This is a genomic window from Winogradskyella psychrotolerans (assembly GCF_018860565.1).
Lineage (GTDB): Bacteria > Bacteroidota > Bacteroidia > Flavobacteriales > Flavobacteriaceae > Winogradskyella > Winogradskyella damuponensis.
Genome location: NZ_JAHKPS010000028.1, coordinates 139,894 through 154,968, shown reverse-complemented (window position 1 = coordinate 154,968; position 15,075 = coordinate 139,894). Strand labels below are relative to the sequence as shown.

General features: G+C 33.7%; 15 protein-coding genes. 2 read left to right on the top strand and 13 right to left on the bottom strand.

Annotated elements, in window-relative coordinates:
- Position 1: 1 nt before the first annotated feature.
- Complete coding sequence (locus KO504_RS14490; RefSeq protein ID WP_215928000.1) at positions 2–352, top strand: hypothetical protein; 351 nt, start codon at positions 2–4, stop codon at positions 350–352.
- 19 nt (positions 353–371) lie between these two features.
- Here KO504_RS14490 and KO504_RS14485 read toward each other — a convergent pair whose 3' ends face one another.
- The 13 genes from KO504_RS14485 to KO504_RS14425 form a co-directional block, all read right to left on the bottom strand.
- Positions 372–2,372 (bottom strand): TonB-dependent receptor plug domain-containing protein, encoded by a 2,001-nt coding sequence (locus tag KO504_RS14485; RefSeq protein WP_215927999.1) that lies wholly within the window; start codon positions 2,370–2,372, stop codon positions 372–374.
- 136 nt (positions 2,373–2,508) lie between these two features.
- On the bottom strand, positions 2,509–3,354 hold the full coding sequence (locus KO504_RS14480; RefSeq protein ID WP_215927998.1) for a hypothetical protein: 846 nt from the start codon (positions 3,352–3,354) through the stop codon (positions 2,509–2,511).
- A 98-nt stretch (positions 3,355–3,452) separates the two neighbouring features.
- Positions 3,453–3,851 carry a hypothetical protein gene (locus KO504_RS14475; RefSeq protein ID WP_215927997.1) on the bottom strand — a complete coding sequence of 133 codons (399 nt, stop codon included), beginning with the start codon at positions 3,849–3,851 and terminating at the stop codon, positions 3,453–3,455.
- A 54-nt stretch (positions 3,852–3,905) separates the two neighbouring features.
- Complete coding sequence (locus KO504_RS14470; protein ID WP_252723705.1) at positions 3,906–4,328, bottom strand: hypothetical protein; 423 nt, start codon at positions 4,326–4,328, stop codon at positions 3,906–3,908.
- A gap of 2 nt (positions 4,329–4,330) precedes the next feature.
- Positions 4,331–5,113 carry an ABC transporter permease gene (locus KO504_RS14465; RefSeq protein ID WP_215927996.1) on the bottom strand — a complete coding sequence of 261 codons (783 nt, stop codon included), beginning with the start codon at positions 5,111–5,113 and terminating at the stop codon, positions 4,331–4,333.
- Entirely contained in the window at positions 5,106–5,813 is a 708-nt protein-coding gene (locus KO504_RS14460) for an ABC transporter ATP-binding protein (RefSeq protein ID WP_215927995.1), read from the bottom strand. Before KO504_RS14460 ends, KO504_RS14465 begins: the two co-directional genes overlap by 8 nt.
- The gene (locus tag KO504_RS14455) at positions 5,807–7,042 is read right to left on the bottom strand and encodes a nitrous oxide reductase family maturation protein NosD (protein WP_252723704.1); all 1,236 of its coding nucleotides are present in this window, start codon (positions 7,040–7,042) and stop codon (positions 5,807–5,809) included. The genes KO504_RS14460 and KO504_RS14455 overlap by 7 nt, the downstream gene beginning before the upstream one ends.
- 4 nt (positions 7,043–7,046) lie before the next feature.
- Positions 7,047–7,484 (bottom strand): nitrous oxide reductase accessory protein NosL, encoded by a 438-nt coding sequence (locus KO504_RS14450; protein ID WP_215927994.1) that lies wholly within the window; start codon positions 7,482–7,484, stop codon positions 7,047–7,049.
- A gap of 26 nt (positions 7,485–7,510) precedes the next feature.
- The gene (locus KO504_RS14445) at positions 7,511–8,125 is read right to left on the bottom strand and encodes a hypothetical protein (protein ID WP_215927993.1); all 615 of its coding nucleotides are present in this window, start codon (positions 8,123–8,125) and stop codon (positions 7,511–7,513) included.
- A gap of 140 nt (positions 8,126–8,265) precedes the next feature.
- On the bottom strand, positions 8,266–10,224 hold the full coding sequence (nosZ, locus tag KO504_RS14440; protein WP_215927991.1) for a Sec-dependent nitrous-oxide reductase: 1,959 nt from the start codon (positions 10,222–10,224) through the stop codon (positions 8,266–8,268).
- Between the two features lie 27 nt (positions 10,225–10,251).
- Positions 10,252–10,824: a fasciclin domain-containing protein gene (locus KO504_RS14435; protein ID WP_215927989.1), complete on the bottom strand. Its 573-nt coding sequence runs from the start codon at positions 10,822–10,824 to the stop codon at positions 10,252–10,254.
- A 6-nt stretch (positions 10,825–10,830) separates the two neighbouring features.
- Positions 10,831–11,316, bottom strand: coding sequence for a c-type cytochrome (locus KO504_RS14430; protein ID WP_215927987.1), 486 nt, complete (start codon positions 11,314–11,316; stop codon positions 10,831–10,833).
- Between the two features lie 307 nt (positions 11,317–11,623).
- A complete protein-coding gene (locus KO504_RS14425; RefSeq protein WP_215927985.1) occupies positions 11,624–12,166 on the bottom strand; it encodes an alpha-ketoglutarate decarboxylase in 543 nt (180 codons plus the stop codon).
- A gap of 117 nt (positions 12,167–12,283) precedes the next feature.
- On the opposite strand from KO504_RS14425, the gene KO504_RS14420 reads away from it, so the two are divergent.
- Positions 12,284–15,040 carry a 2-oxoglutarate dehydrogenase E1 component gene (locus KO504_RS14420; RefSeq protein WP_215927983.1) on the top strand — a complete coding sequence of 919 codons (2,757 nt, stop codon included), beginning with the start codon at positions 12,284–12,286 and terminating at the stop codon, positions 15,038–15,040.
- Positions 15,041–15,075: the final 35 nt, after the last annotated feature.

Sequence of the window (15,075 nt, the reverse complement as noted above, 5' to 3'; positions counted from 1 at the left end):
TATGAGTTTACCATCAAATTTTGAAGATTTAATATCTGAAGCCGAAGGTTTAAACCTATACAAAAAACTTATTGTTCAGCTCAATAAAGATGTGTTGTATGCTAATATTGACCTAGAGTTTGACGAAGAAACCTTGCCAACGAGCTTAAGGTTTGTGTTGCAAGAAACGGTTTTTAACTTAATAAATTTTAAGTTTTCAGACTATCTCAATTTACTATATATTGTAGATGTTTCCGAAGCAAAAATTAAATCTTTAGATGGTAGTGATACTTTAAAATTATCTGAAGAGGTTACTTTTATGATTTTGCAACGCGAATGGCAAAAAGTTTGGTATAAGGCTAAATATTCTTAATTAAAATTATGAGTGTTTTTTATTGAAAAACAAAAGACAAATTCATATAAAAATTACGACCTTGTCTCGGAAAGTCATTCCAATCTGCATAGGTAGAATATTTGGTGTCTAATATGTTTTCAATACCATATTTTAAGACTGTTTTTCCGAGTTTATTATAAAATACATTCCCTAAATTAAGGTTTACTATTGCATAATCAGCAGTTTTGTTTTCTCCATACTTAGGGCTGTAATTACTTTGGGTTCCGTTGCCATCTAGTTGCAATGCGGCAGTAAATTTAGGTGTGTTGTAATTGAATTCAGCAAAGTAAGAAAACGGTTTTATAAGTGGTAAGTTTTCGCCATCATTTCCTTTTCCATAATTGTAACCAACCGTTCCGTTTATTGCAAAACGTTCCGATACTTTATAACTATTATTTACATAGGTATTAAAAATAGAAGCATGATCTAATGCGGTATAAACACGCACACCATTAGCGCCAATAGTCATGGAGCTTACATTTGGCGTAATCTCACCGATAATATAATCCATAATATGGAAGTAAGATGATTCTATACCAATTTCAAAATCGTTGAATTTTTGTTTAAAACTAAAGTTCGCTTCTAAGGCTTTTTCGTCTTTTAAATTTGGATTGCCTATATAATCGTAATTATCAAAACTGTTGAATAAATAAAAACCATAACCTTCACTAACGGAAGGTGCGCGTTTACCATAACTTAAACCAACAGAGAGATTGTAATTGTCCTTTTTAAGTTGATATGTAGATGCTAAACTCACTAAAAATCTATTGCTTTGTTCGTCTACAGTATCATGGAAAATTTCAAGACTCTGAATGCCAACTTCTTTTGCTATTTTGTTATTGTGATAGCCTAATCTAATAGAAGATGTGAGTGTTTCATCTTCACTAAAATGAAAATCATCTTTAATAAAAATACCAGAATATAGGGTTCTAATGTCTGGCCAAGTGTACATAAACATATCTGGTTCACTTGGGTTATTAGAAAACATGGTCATTTCTGCAAGTGATTTATTATAGAATCCATTAAGGTTAAGCGTGAAATGGTGTTTCTTTTTTCTCAGTTCTGCTTTACTGTAAAACCCATACGTATCGCTCCAACCTGGCATGTCCATTCTTATAGCAACAACAGGTCGCTTTGTATCGTCCATAATATGCGTTATAGTATTAAAATACAATTTGGTTTCTAAGGATTTTAAGACTTTGTCTTCAGGTTTGTAATAGTGCGTTAATGATGCAATTAAAGCTTCAGCTAAAGAAACATCCATTGGCAAAGCAGGATAACCTACATCGGTAGCTTTATCGTAAATAAGGTTAGCATCGACACTTTGAGTTTCAGAAAACTTATAACCTGATTGTATTGAGAGATTATATTTTTCAAACTGAGAATATAAGATTTCTTCATTGCCACCTGCGTCATAATTATCAGATTTTCTATAAATAGCATCTGCACTCATATAAAATGTATTGCCTGTGTATTCTAAATCTAATCCAGTTGCTTTATAGTTACCATTGGTTTCATAGCCTAGGTCTAATCCAGATTTAAAACCAGAACCGTTAAATTTAGACGATGGTAACTTTAAATCAATGCCACCACCAATTGAATGTCCGTTTTCTGTCCCTTCTTGGCCAGAACCAATAGTGACTTTTTCGAGATTAGAAACATCAACGTAAGACGTTATTGGATCCATTTTATCTGTGCAGGCACCAAAAATTTGCATTCCATCGATAGTCACTACCAGACGCTCGCTTGCCATGTTGTTAATGGTTGGTTCCCAAGCGTAATTACCACGTTTTATCATGGTTATTTTGTTAGATTTTTCAAGATAATCATCAATGCTAGACAGTGTTTTTTCTTGTCTGTGATTGCTTAACTTACGTCTTGAAAGTACGAGGACTTCTTCGAGTTTTGTAGTGTCTTTTTTTATCTCTTTATTGTTGTCTTGAGTAAATCCTAAAGAAGACAATAGCAGACATAGAATGACTGTTATTAGCGTTTTCATAGCTAAAAAATTTAGTGTTTAAAATCAATGGGTGAAATGTGTTAGAGAAGAAGAGGGGAACCTGAAGAATCACAACCAGCATTACAGTTGAGATTCTTCACGTCGTGCCTCGTTCTAAATAACAGTAAAGGACAGTTTAGAACTCTAATTCTAAATACAAGCTACTTGCTTCGTTCTCTTCTGTTACGTCTTCTCCTTTTAAAACCTCTCCATTAGCGTTTATTAACTTTAGATTTAATTTCCAATATCCAGTCATGGTTAATGATAAATCGCCATAGTAAAAATTGTCTGCATTATTAAAGGTTAAATCCGTGTTGTTTGGTGACGAATGATTTCCCATGCCAGGCATACGTGGATCTAAAGCAATAGTATAATCTTCAACAACAGGGAATGTCATCATATCTTGCATTTTAAACAAACCAACTTTCATTTCGTTTACGGCAATACTTGGGGCTTTCGGTTCAACTAGCGCAAGGATATATCTGCTGTCATCGCTGCCCATAAAACTCGCTGTATTTTGATTTTCATATTGCCATACACTAATGGTTTCTGTCACGGAATAGTCGGTGTCATCTATATTATAATTTATGGTTAATGACCAACCAGAACTATCTTCATTTGTCATTTGGTAAATAATAAAACCTTCGTAAACGGTATCTTTTCCTAAAGCTTTAGAAATTGTAGATTTAGGACAAGAATGTTGCATCGTTGGCATTTGCATCATTGGCATCCAAGAAAGAGTAGCGTCTTCAATATAGCTGTCTGTAGTGTTATCTTTAAGTCTAAGGCTAATCCTATTATAGCCAGTTTCAAAAATACCTTTCTCGTTGTAAAGCTCTATAGTTTCGTTGCCATTACTTATAGTTTGAATAAGTTCTAAGCCTTTAACTTCATTTATGGTTGATGTATCGTTATCGTCGTCTGTTGAACATGAAAAGAATAATGCAATAAATGCAATTGGTAATATATATTTAAGTTTCATTTTTAATGTATTTAAGTTGTTTTTTTGATGTAATTGTTCTGTTTGAAGCCGATTTGGTTTCAAAAACTGGAAATTTGTGCTTTGTAGCGCTTTAAAAACTAACTTAAATCTGGTGGAGGTGTGTGGATAGCATAATACCCAGAAACAGGTTGCTTTATTCTGTAATGTGTATTGTTTTGGAATCTTGATAATTGACTAAAATTATCAATGGTATGGTTTGTAGTTTCATAAATAACAAAAACGTCTAAGCGTATTCTGGCAGTGTCTGGTAGTGGTGTATCTGAACTAGAACTTGTGTTATTCTGTACTAATTGCTTTGCTAAATGACATTTTCCGTTACAACCTTTTTGATCGTCTTTTTGAATACAAAGTGTTTTAGCAATAAAATCTTGGTTTACTATAAAATCGGTTACAATAACCGCGTTGTTAATATTGTTCGCTAATAAAACGAACGTTAAAAATAAGGCCGTGACTTTATGTATAACCTTTAATATCATAATTCAAAATTAGGACTATTTTGTCTTTAATTATATGATTTATGTCAGTTAAAGCTATATTTTGAAATATTGAAAATAGGTGGCTGTTAAGCGTTTTAAAGTTGTTACTTTTTTATCTATATCTGACGCATTTTCTAGGTCTTTTATATCTGTAATTTCTTCTAGAATAGGAACGAGTACTACATGAAGCTGGTCGTGTGCTTCGCTTTCCATATCACAGCTTTTAATAATATAACTGGTTTGTTTTGAAAGTATATCACCTAAAGTTTTTCCACGTGTTGAAGTGTTATTCTTTAAAATAGAATCAATACGCTTCATACCAATATGGGTTTCTTCATTGGCAATCCACTTTTCGTTGTTGTTGAGTGTTAAACCTTCTAGCTGAACTGCTTGAGGTTCTGTTGTGTTGTTTTTACATGAATAACAACTTAACAGTATCATTATAAGAATGACTGAATTTGATAGTAATCGTTTCATAATTAAAAATCTTTTTTCTTTGATTTGAATACAATGCGTAACACAGGCATTACAACCCAAACGGTTAGCATTACAAAAGATACGATTAAACCAAAACTTGTTCCGAAAAATTGTTTGAAAACCGCACCTGTATATCCTAATAAGGCCGAAATGTCTAATTTTAAAAGAATAAGCGTTCGCGATAAATCTATAGGATTCAGCATAGTGCCAATAAGCGATACTTTATCTAATGGATAATCTTCAAAGAAAATTAATGTCATTAAAAAGAGGCCATCATAAATAACAGCCAAGAATAACCAAAGTAAGATGGCATAACCAAAGCCTTTAATTTTATTCTCATTAGATAAGGCAATATTAAATGCTAATGCTGTAAAAATTAAAGTTAAAAATGTACCTGTGATTAGTAGTAGTGAAAAATCCCAAATGGCACTGCTTTCAAACAAGCCATAGAATACAAAAGGAATGCCTAATCCTAAGGTTAAACTCATAGATAGTGATAAGGCAACACCTAAATATTGTCCTAAGAATATGGACGACCGTTTAATAGGCTGTGCTAAAAGTAACTCTGTAAATTCCTGTGAATTATAATAATACATCACACCAAAAATGGTACCTATTAATGGTACTAAAACGATGATGACGTTCATTAAGGTAATAACGGCTTTTGATAAGTCATTATTCAAAAACAACAAGACAACACCTAATAATAAATAGAAGGCAAAATACACGTAACTCCAACGACTACGCATAAGGTCGTAAAAACTATATTTTAATATCTTAAGCATGGTTATCGGTTAATATAGACGCAATCGCATGTTCAAAATCGGGTTGATTGGTCTTGGTTTTTAATTTTTGAATACTACCTTTAAAGTAAATTTTACCTTCAAGGATAAATACAATTTCGTCTGAAATTTCTTCAACAAAACTCATAATGTGTGAGGTGATGAGAATGGTTTTTCCTTTAGCTTTTTCGGCTTTAATTAAATCTTTTAATCTAATGAGTGAAATTGGATCTAAACCGGAAGTTGGTTCGTCTAAAATCACAATAGGACTATCGAACATAAAGGTTAAAACGAGATTTACTTTTTGTTTAGTTCCACCAGAAAGGTTTCCCAATTTTTTATCTAAAAAGGGTTCTAATTTAAAAAGATCAATTAAGCGTTCGTCTTCATTGGTGGGTTTGCGTAAATCCTTAATCATTTTGATTAATTCTTTAACACGAAGGTTACTTGGAAAGTTAGCTATTTGGGGTAAGTAGTCGATTTTATGTCGGTATTCGGAATTCTTTTTAATGTTTTCGCCAAGTACAGTGATATTGCCTTTGTCAGGAATTACCATACCCAAAACCGATTTTATTAAGGTGGTTTTGCCAGAGCCATTTGGACCAAGTACGGCAAAAATTCCACCTTCGCTTATTGATAAATCAACACCACTAAGGACTTGATTCTTTCCAAATTTTTTATGTAGATTTTCAATCGTTACCATGTTAGTTTTTTTATTTGAGGGTTGTTGTCTAATAAGTCATCTGGTGTAAAAACAGGTGAAACTTTTTCAGAAAAATCAATGATGTCTATAAACATACTTCGTAGTAAAATGATGGTTTCTGGCGTACGATTTACGATGTATGAAAATAGTTTTACGGGGCGGTAAGGGATATCTCCAATGCCATTTTTATCTAAGTCGTAACCTGTGTAGCTGCTCCAGTAATTTTTATCGAATTCATTATCATTGACTTTGCTATTGTAGGCAATATCAAAGGAATTATACAAAAAGTTGTTTTCTGTAAAGCTATTGGTGTAGCAGGCGCCTTTCACTTTAATCGCCCAGCCATTATTTTCAAAGGTATTGTGCATATAATTTATACGGTTAGAACCTTCTACATTAATACCAATAGTGTTGTCTTCAAAGGTGTTGCCTTTAATTTCGGCATCGTTAATTTCCTTCAGCAATAAGCCATAAGAGGCGGTTCCCCAATTTTCTTTAAAACTATTATTAAACATTTTTATACGTTTTGAAAACATCACAGCAACACCAGCCCCATTGTTTTCAAAGGTATTGTCTTCGTATAAATCGTCATTAGAGAACATAAAGTGTAAGCCATAACGCACGTTTAATGCACTGACGTTGTTCTTTATGGTGCAAAAATTAGAAAACTCTAAATAAATACCGTCTCTAACATGCTGCACAAAATTATGTTCAATCAGTACGTTTTTACTGTACCAAAGTTGAATACCATTTCCGGAATTATATTCCTCTACAGCTTCCCCAATTATTTTATTGTGAAAGACTTTACCATCTCTTGATTTTTCGATATAAATTCCGAAGAATAACTTTTCTAAAACCAAATTTTGAATCAAGAAATTTTTACTGTTTTTAACACGGATGGCTGCGTAATCTGCAGTATAACTATTACCAACATTAATGATGAATAAACCATCTACAGTAACATTATCTGAAATAATTGTAATGATTTCGCCTTTTAATTCACCATCAATAATTGGATAATTTTCTCCAATGATGGTCAAGGGTTTATCAACGATAACATTATGTTCCTTATAGGTGCCTTTTTTAACGACAATGGTATCAAAATCCTTTGCCTGTGCAATACCATCGCTTAATGTTGAAATAGGGCAGGTTTTGCAAACTTCAACAGTTTGGGCATAAGTAAATGGAGTCATTATAATGACGGCTAATAAAGCTAAAATATGTTTCATGTTACTAGGCTTTAAATTTTGCTAGTAAGGTTTCCCAAGTGTATAATTGACCTCCTTTATCTGCTTGGAACTTTTCAGCATCTGACTTGTTTTTAAAGGCAGAAAGAAAGGCTCCCATGGGACTAGGAATCTGTTCGCTAATTAAAAAGGTGGCTTTTGTAGCATCAATTAAAACTTCGGGTTCTGTGTAGTTATTAGATAAGTACAATTGAATTTCAGTAGCGTCAAAATCCTTTATAAAGTTAATCATGCATTCGGTAGCATCAAACTTATAGACTTTACCTTTTTGAGTTACAATTTCTGCGGCATGAACTTTATCTACAATAGTCATGGTGCAAAATTGACAACTGTCGCTTCCGTAATTTATGGGTTTTGGACCAACATTACAACTTAAAAACAGAAGTAGTAATACAAGGCTTGAATAGTGTTTTAGTGTTTGCATGAGTGTAGTGTTTTTTTAGATTACTATTATGGTGTTCTCAAACTTGCTTTTCTTCCTATCCAAAAAGCAATGAGGGTTAGTGCCATGCCAATAAACATAAGATATCCTCCTATGTGAGGCCATGAATCGACATCAAAATTTAGTAACTTTTTATAACCAATTAATGGTGGTTTGTAGGACATTGGTGTGCCATCTGGATTGGTTACTTTAATAATGGCGTGTGGATCTAAATTTCCACCATAATCTACTAACCAATTGTTAAAGTCGTACATACCCAAAATACCAAGTATGGACATCAATAAAAACCAACCTAAAAAGTATTTATAATTTAGCTTTTCAAAAAAGCCTAACAGGCCAATAGCAACCCCTAAAATGGCCATGCCTAGAATAACTTTAGGAAAAACTGAAAACTCCCACATTTCTTCTGCTTTTGGGATTGTTTTCATGCCAATATAGTGGTTTAAACCATCAATATTTTGTAGATCAAATTCTTCAACACCTTTAATACCTTGAATATAGATATTCATTCCTAATGGATCAGGATATTGAGGTGCACCTAGCATAATGTTCCAAAGAGGAAATTTAAAAAGCCCTAATAAGAGTAATGAACCTATAATCATTATAATTCCAGCCTTTTTCATAATATTCAGTATTATCTAATTTAATCATTCAGTTCATAGTGATTTAAAAAAGAAAGGCGAGAGCGACATGTCAACTCTCGCCTTATATTAGGAAAATAAACACTAAAACAAAATTTCCCTAAATTTTTAAAAGTAATTGACTATTCTCCTAGAGACCAAGACAATTCAATGTCGGAATTAGCAGGAGACACACGAACATAGCCTTGCATTTCTTGGTGTAATGCAGAACAGAAATCGGTACAATAGAATGGCCAAACACCTACTTTTTGAGGTTCCCAAGTTAAGGTTCTTGTTTGTCCTGGTGCGATTAGTAATTCGGCATTTCTAGCACCTATCATGGCAAAACCATGTGGTACATCAAAATCTTGTTCTAGGTTCGTAATATGAAAGAAGACCTTGTCTCCAACTTTTACACCTTCAATATTATCTGGTGAAAAGTGACTACGTATCATTGTCATATATACATGAACGTTTTTACCATCTCTAACAATTTTAGTGTCGGCATCGCTAAGTGCTTTTTTAGGATGTTCATTTTCAGATAACTTAAAGATTTTACGAGAGTTGTTTTTAACAATCTCTGCTGGAATAGCTGCGGCATAATGCGGTTCGCCATGTGTAGGGAAATCTAGAAGCAGTTCCATTTTGTCTCCAGAGATATCGTAAAGTTGTGCAGAGTGCTCCATTTCTGGACCTGTTGGTAAATAACGGTCTTTTGTTATTTTGTTCATGGCAAACATGTACTTTCCAAAAGGTTCTGCTGAGTTTCCGCCAGGTATGGTTAAGTGACCTACAGAGTAATAGGTTGGTTTTCTGTCAATAACTTCCCAGGTTCCTAATTTCCATTTTACAACTTCAGAAGAAATAAAGAACGTGGTGTAAGCATTGCCTTTTCCATCAAATTCAGTGTGTAAAGGTCCTAATCCTGGTTGTTCCACTGAGCCTGCTAAAACATCTTCGAAATTTAAAATTGGGATGTCATAAGCTTCACCAGCAAACTTTTCATTCTTAATTGCATCTAGCATTTTTGTAAATGAGTGTACAGTTAAATTAGCAGACAATTTACCATTACCCACAATGTACTCTCCAGAAGGATCTACGTCACATCCATGAGGTGATTTTGGTGTTGGAATTAAATAGACTGCTCCAGGTACTTCTGTTGGGTTAACGACACGTACTTCTTTTTTCATTGTAGAAGTAGCTGTATGTGTGTCATCATCATATACGTTATGTGCGTATTCCGTTGGCATCATTGTGCCACCACCATTATTTACATATTCTTCAATTTTTTTCCAGTTGATGGCTGCGATAAAATCTTTATCATTTTGAGATGCATTCACCTCTAATAGAGAGTTGGCTTCTTCTGTGTTATATGTGGTGAAGAAGAACCATCCATGAGATTTTCCACGTCCAGGATGTGATAAATCGTAGTTGAAACCTGGCATTAATACTTGGAATTTAATATCCATGTGTCCATGTTCTGGATCTACAGAGATAAATGATAAAGCTCCTTTAAAGTTACCCTTATAGTCTTTAATAGATATATCCTTTTGAGGAACTGGCACAGAAAAACGTGTTCCTGCTACAACATACTCAGTGTTTTCTGTTATAAAAGAAGAACTGTGGTTACCAGCACTGTTAGGCACTTCAATAATTTCTTCAGTTTCAAAAGTGGTTAAACTAATTCTAGCAATACGAGGTGTGTTGTTACCATTAATAAAGACCCAGCGACCATCAAGTTTTCCTTTGGTTTGAGAAATGTCTGGGTGATGCGAATCGTCCCAAGGCACAAAACCATAAGAGGTTTCTAGCATAGGTTTCGTTTCTTCAGAATAGCCATAACCATTTGTTGGAAATTGAGAGAATACAGGAATTTCTTTAAACATTCGTCCTGATGGTAAACCATAAACGGTAAGGTTACCACTATAGCCACCAGAAATGAAGGCGTAATGGGAATCGTGTTCTCCAGGTGCTATATAAACTTTTTCTGCATTGTTGCTAGATAAGGCTCCAGAATTACTAGACTTATCGGCATTGTTGCAGCTTGTAAAAACGGCAAAAACCGCTACAATTGCAAGTGTTGATTTTAGTATTTTTTTCATTGTTTATCGTTTTAATTAGCGTTTGTATTATTCAGTTGGAGGCAATAAAACCTTGTCTATAACATGTACAATACCGTTGCCAGCTTTAATACTTGCTAATATTTTTGCACCTCCAATCATAGGTTCTCCGTCTACAACTTCTACCTTTACATAATCATTATTAGCCTGACCTAGTTTTTTAAATTTCTTTAAAAAGTCTTTAGAATAGTTTCCAGGAGTTACATGATACTTTAAAATATTAGCCAAAGCATCTTTGTTTTCAGGTTTCAATAAATTTTCAACAGTACCTTCTGGCAAAGCTGCAAAAGCTTCATTTGTTGGTGCAAAAACCATTAATGGCCCTGCGTTTACTAAAGCATTTTCTAATTGAGCAGCTTGTACAGCAGCAACTAAAGTCGTGTGGTCTTCAGAGCCCATAGCGATACTTAGCACGGTTGTGCTTCTGTCGTCCTCAATAAAGGCTTGACCAGTTCGTTCAGTGGATTGTGTTTCGATGGTTACGTCTGAAGACGAGGCTGAAGCGTCTTTGCTCGTGTCTTTACAAGAACAGAAAAGTATTGCGATTATAAAAACAAGAAACTCATGTTTAATTGGTTTCATGGTTTATTATTTTAAGGTTCTGAAATATTCTAAGACAGCTCTAGCTTCTTCTTCAGTAAGATGTTGGTTAGCCATAGGAGCTCCATTAAATTCCATTAGTAAATCTTTGGCCAATGGATCTTCTTTAACCATTTGTTCTGGGTTTAAAATCATGTTCATAACCCATTCAGGAGTTCTTCTTTCTAAAATTCCTGTTGGTGCAGGACCAATAAATTTTTTGTCTGCCTTATGACAAGCGGTACACATTTTTGCGTAAACGTCCTTACCATGCTCAGCCATATCTTGATCTATTTCTGCACCTAGGGTTATAGAGGTTATTGGTCCAACACCTTTGTTAGTAAGTTCTATACGTTGCGAAGCTGCAACTTTCTTTTCTACTTTGGCTGGTGCTTTTTTACCGTAACCTGTTTCTTCTTTCTTCTTGTCGTTACCACCACAACTAAGCATAGTTGCAATAGCAATCATTGATAATAGTTTTAAATATTTTCTCATCGTTCTAGATTTAAGTTTAGCAAATTTAGAGTGCATGCTACAATAAAAACATGACTTATGTCATATTTGAGACTTATTTGTCCTATTTAGAAAAATAAATCAAGAACACATCAAATAGATTTGATTTTGAGTTGTTTATGTGTATTTTAAATTGAGAATAAAATTAGAGAAAGCCCTTAAATAAAGTTTTATAACATTCATATTAAACTGATGTCACAAAACTCTATTTAAGGTGTTTTAGTAAGATTAAGAATCAATGTATTTTACCTTATAAGGTATTAAAAAAGGAAAAGAGAGAGTGTTTAGTTTAAAATCTAAATCTAACAAATGGCATCCATGCTTCGGAATAAATACTCTTGTCTTTATCATAGAGTACATCATATCTAATACCAATAGTTACATTTCTACTGGTGTAACCTGCTCCTATAAATAAGGCAGGATACCAATAGTCTTCTTCAAGATTTGTTATAAACCTATCGTCAAATTTTCGGTTTACATGTAGTTGTTCAAATTCTGTTGAAATCTGAATGTCATTGACTGGATTAAAAAGCCCAATAATACTTCCTCCTAAAACCGTAGATTTAAAAACATTTTTTTGTGAGCTGTATGAAAAATTAAGGCCAACACCTGTTGCCACATAAGGGTTAAACCTATAAACTGCATTAGGAGAAATAGCACCACTAAAAAAACCATCGCCAAAGTTAAGGCCAAGGCCACCACCAAATTCTACATTCCTCCAAAAGCTCTGATTATTAGGTCTTTGGTCTTGTGAGAATGCACTTGTGCTACAAAGGCAAATAGAGATAGTAATAAGTAAAGATTTTGTTAAGGAAATGGAATTGTTATTCATAATAATTGGGAGCGTTAATTTCTATATGTTATAAATATAATAAATCCTTATCTATATTTAGTAAAAGTTGTATTTTTGAATAAATTATGTTGAAACGAAAACGTCTCAAAAAGTATAATGGATAAATATTCCTTTCTCAACGCGGCACACACAGCTTATTTTGCTGACCTATACGACCAATACCTAAAAAACCCAGACTCTGTAGAACCAAGTTGGCGTGCCTTTTTTCAAGGTTACGACTTTGGATCCGAAAATTACGGATTAGATGGTGAAATTGTAGAAGGTGTTTCTACACAAATACCAGAACAGGTTCAAAAAGAATTTCAAGTTTTAAAGCTTATTGATGGCTACAGAAGTAGAGGTCATTTGTTTACTAAAACAAATCCTGTACGTGCAAGACGTAAATATGCACCAACCTTAGAAATTGAAAACTTCGGATTGTCAAAAAATGATTTGCAAAGCACTTTCTCAGCAGGAGAAGTGTTAGGTTTAGGATCTACAACGTTGCAAGTTATTATTGATCACTTAGAAAAAGTGTATTGTGAATCTATTGGTGTAGAGTATATGTACATCAGAAAACCTGAAGAAATTAAATGGATTCAGCAGAAGCTTAATGTCAATGACAATCATCCGCAGTTCTCTCCAGATCAGAAGAAAACAATCTTAAGAAAACTAAATGAAGCGGTTTCGTTTGAAAACTTTTTACATACCAAATATGTAGGTCAAAAACGATTCTCTTTAGAAGGAGGTGAAGCATTAATACCGGCTTTAGATGCTTTAATTGAGCATGCTTCTGGATATGATGTAAAAGAATTTGTAATGGGAATGGCCCATCGTGGTCGTTTAAGTACCTTAACAAATATCTTCGGTAAATCTGCAAAAGATATTTTTAGCGAGTTTGATGGTAAAGATTACGAGCAAGAAGTTTTTGATGGTGATGTTAAGTACCACTTAGGTTGGACTAGTGATCGTGTTAGTGATGCAGGTAAAAAAATTAATCTAAATATAGCACCAAATCCTTCACACTTAGAAACGGTTGGAGCTGTTGTAGAAGGAATTGTTAGAGCTAAACAAGACGACAAATATTCTGATAACCCATCTCAAGTATTACCTATTATTGTTCATGGTGATGCTGCAATTGCAGGTCAAGGTTTAGTATATGAGTTGATCCAAATGGCGCAACTTGATGGATACAAAACCAACGGAACGATACATATTGTAGTTAATAACCAAATTGGTTTTACTACTAATTATTTAGATGCACGTTCTAGTACGTATTGTACAGATGTTGGTAAGGTTACACTTTCACCTGTTTTGCATGTAAACGCAGATGATGTTGAAGCTGTAGTACATGCTACATTATTTGCATTACATTTTAGAATGAAATTTAAGCGTGATGTCTTTATTGATATGCTAGGGTATAGAAAATATGGACATAATGAAGGTGATGAGCCTAAATTTACACAGCCATTATTATACAAAGCAATAGCAAAGCACAATAATCCAAGAGACATTTATGCGCAGCGATTAATGAATGAAGGCGTTATTGATAAAAACTTTGTTACTAAAATAGAAAAAGAATACAAGGATAAGCTTGAAGAAAAACTTGAAGATTCTCGTAAGATAAAGAAAACAGAGATTACTCCATTTATGCAAAATGAATGGGTAGATTTTAAAACTGCAGAAGAAGATAAAATGATGCTTCCTGTAGATACGCGTTATCCTAAGGAAAGACTAGAGAATATTACAAAATCAATTTCTAATTTACCAAAGGATAAGAAATTTATTAGAAAGATTCAGCGCTTAATTGAATCGAGACAAACGATGTTTGATGAAAATCGTTTGGATTGGGCAATGGCAGAACATTTAGCTTATGGCTCTATTTTGTTAGAAGGTAATGATGTTCGTATATCAGGCCAAGATGTAGAACGTGGTACGTTTTCGCATCGTCATGCTGTTGTTAAAGTTGAAGATAGTGAGGAGGAAATTATTCTTCACAATACTTTAAGTGATACCCAAGGGAAGTTTTTTATCTATAACTCATTATTATCTGAATACGGAGTTGTAGGTTTTGATTATGGTTATGCTATGGCAAGTCCTAAAACATTAACTATATGGGAAGCTCAGTTTGGTGATTTTAGCAACGGAGCACAAATAATGTTAGATCAATATATTTCTGCTGCAGAAGATAAATGGAAACTCCAAAACGGATTGGTGATGTTATTACCTCACGGTTATGAAGGTCAAGGAGCAGAACATTCTTCGGCACGTATGGAGCGCTATTTACAATTATGTGCAAAAGATAACATGTTTGTAGCAGATTGTACAACACCTGCTAACATGTTCCATTTATTAAGAAGACAAATGATAGCCGATTACAGAAAGCCGTTAATTGTTTTTACACCTAAGAGTTTGTTACGTCACCCAAAAGTAGTGTCTACAGTAGATGAATTTGCAAACGGAAGTTTTAAAATGCTAATTGATGATGCTAATGCTAAAGCTGATAAAGTGAAAACATTAGTTTTTATGACTGGTAAGTTTTATTATGACTTATTAGAAGCGCAAGAAAAACTAGGAAGAGAAGATGTTGCATTAGTAAGAATAGAGCAATTATTTCCATTACCAGCAGAAGACATTAGAGCTGTTTTAGCAAAATATAAAAACGCAGAAGATATTGTTTGGGCTCAAGAAGAACCAAGAAACATGGGAGCTTATAGTCATATGTTAATGCATTTAGATGAAGCTAAGCAATTTAGAGTGGCAAGTAGAAGACCTTATGGCGCTCCAGCTGCAGGTAGTTCTGTGCGTTCTAAAAAGAGACATCAAGAAGTTATAGATTACGTTTTTGATACTACCAAAAACAACCAGAGATAAAAAGAGAATTAATACAACGCAAATTAGAGCTTAAA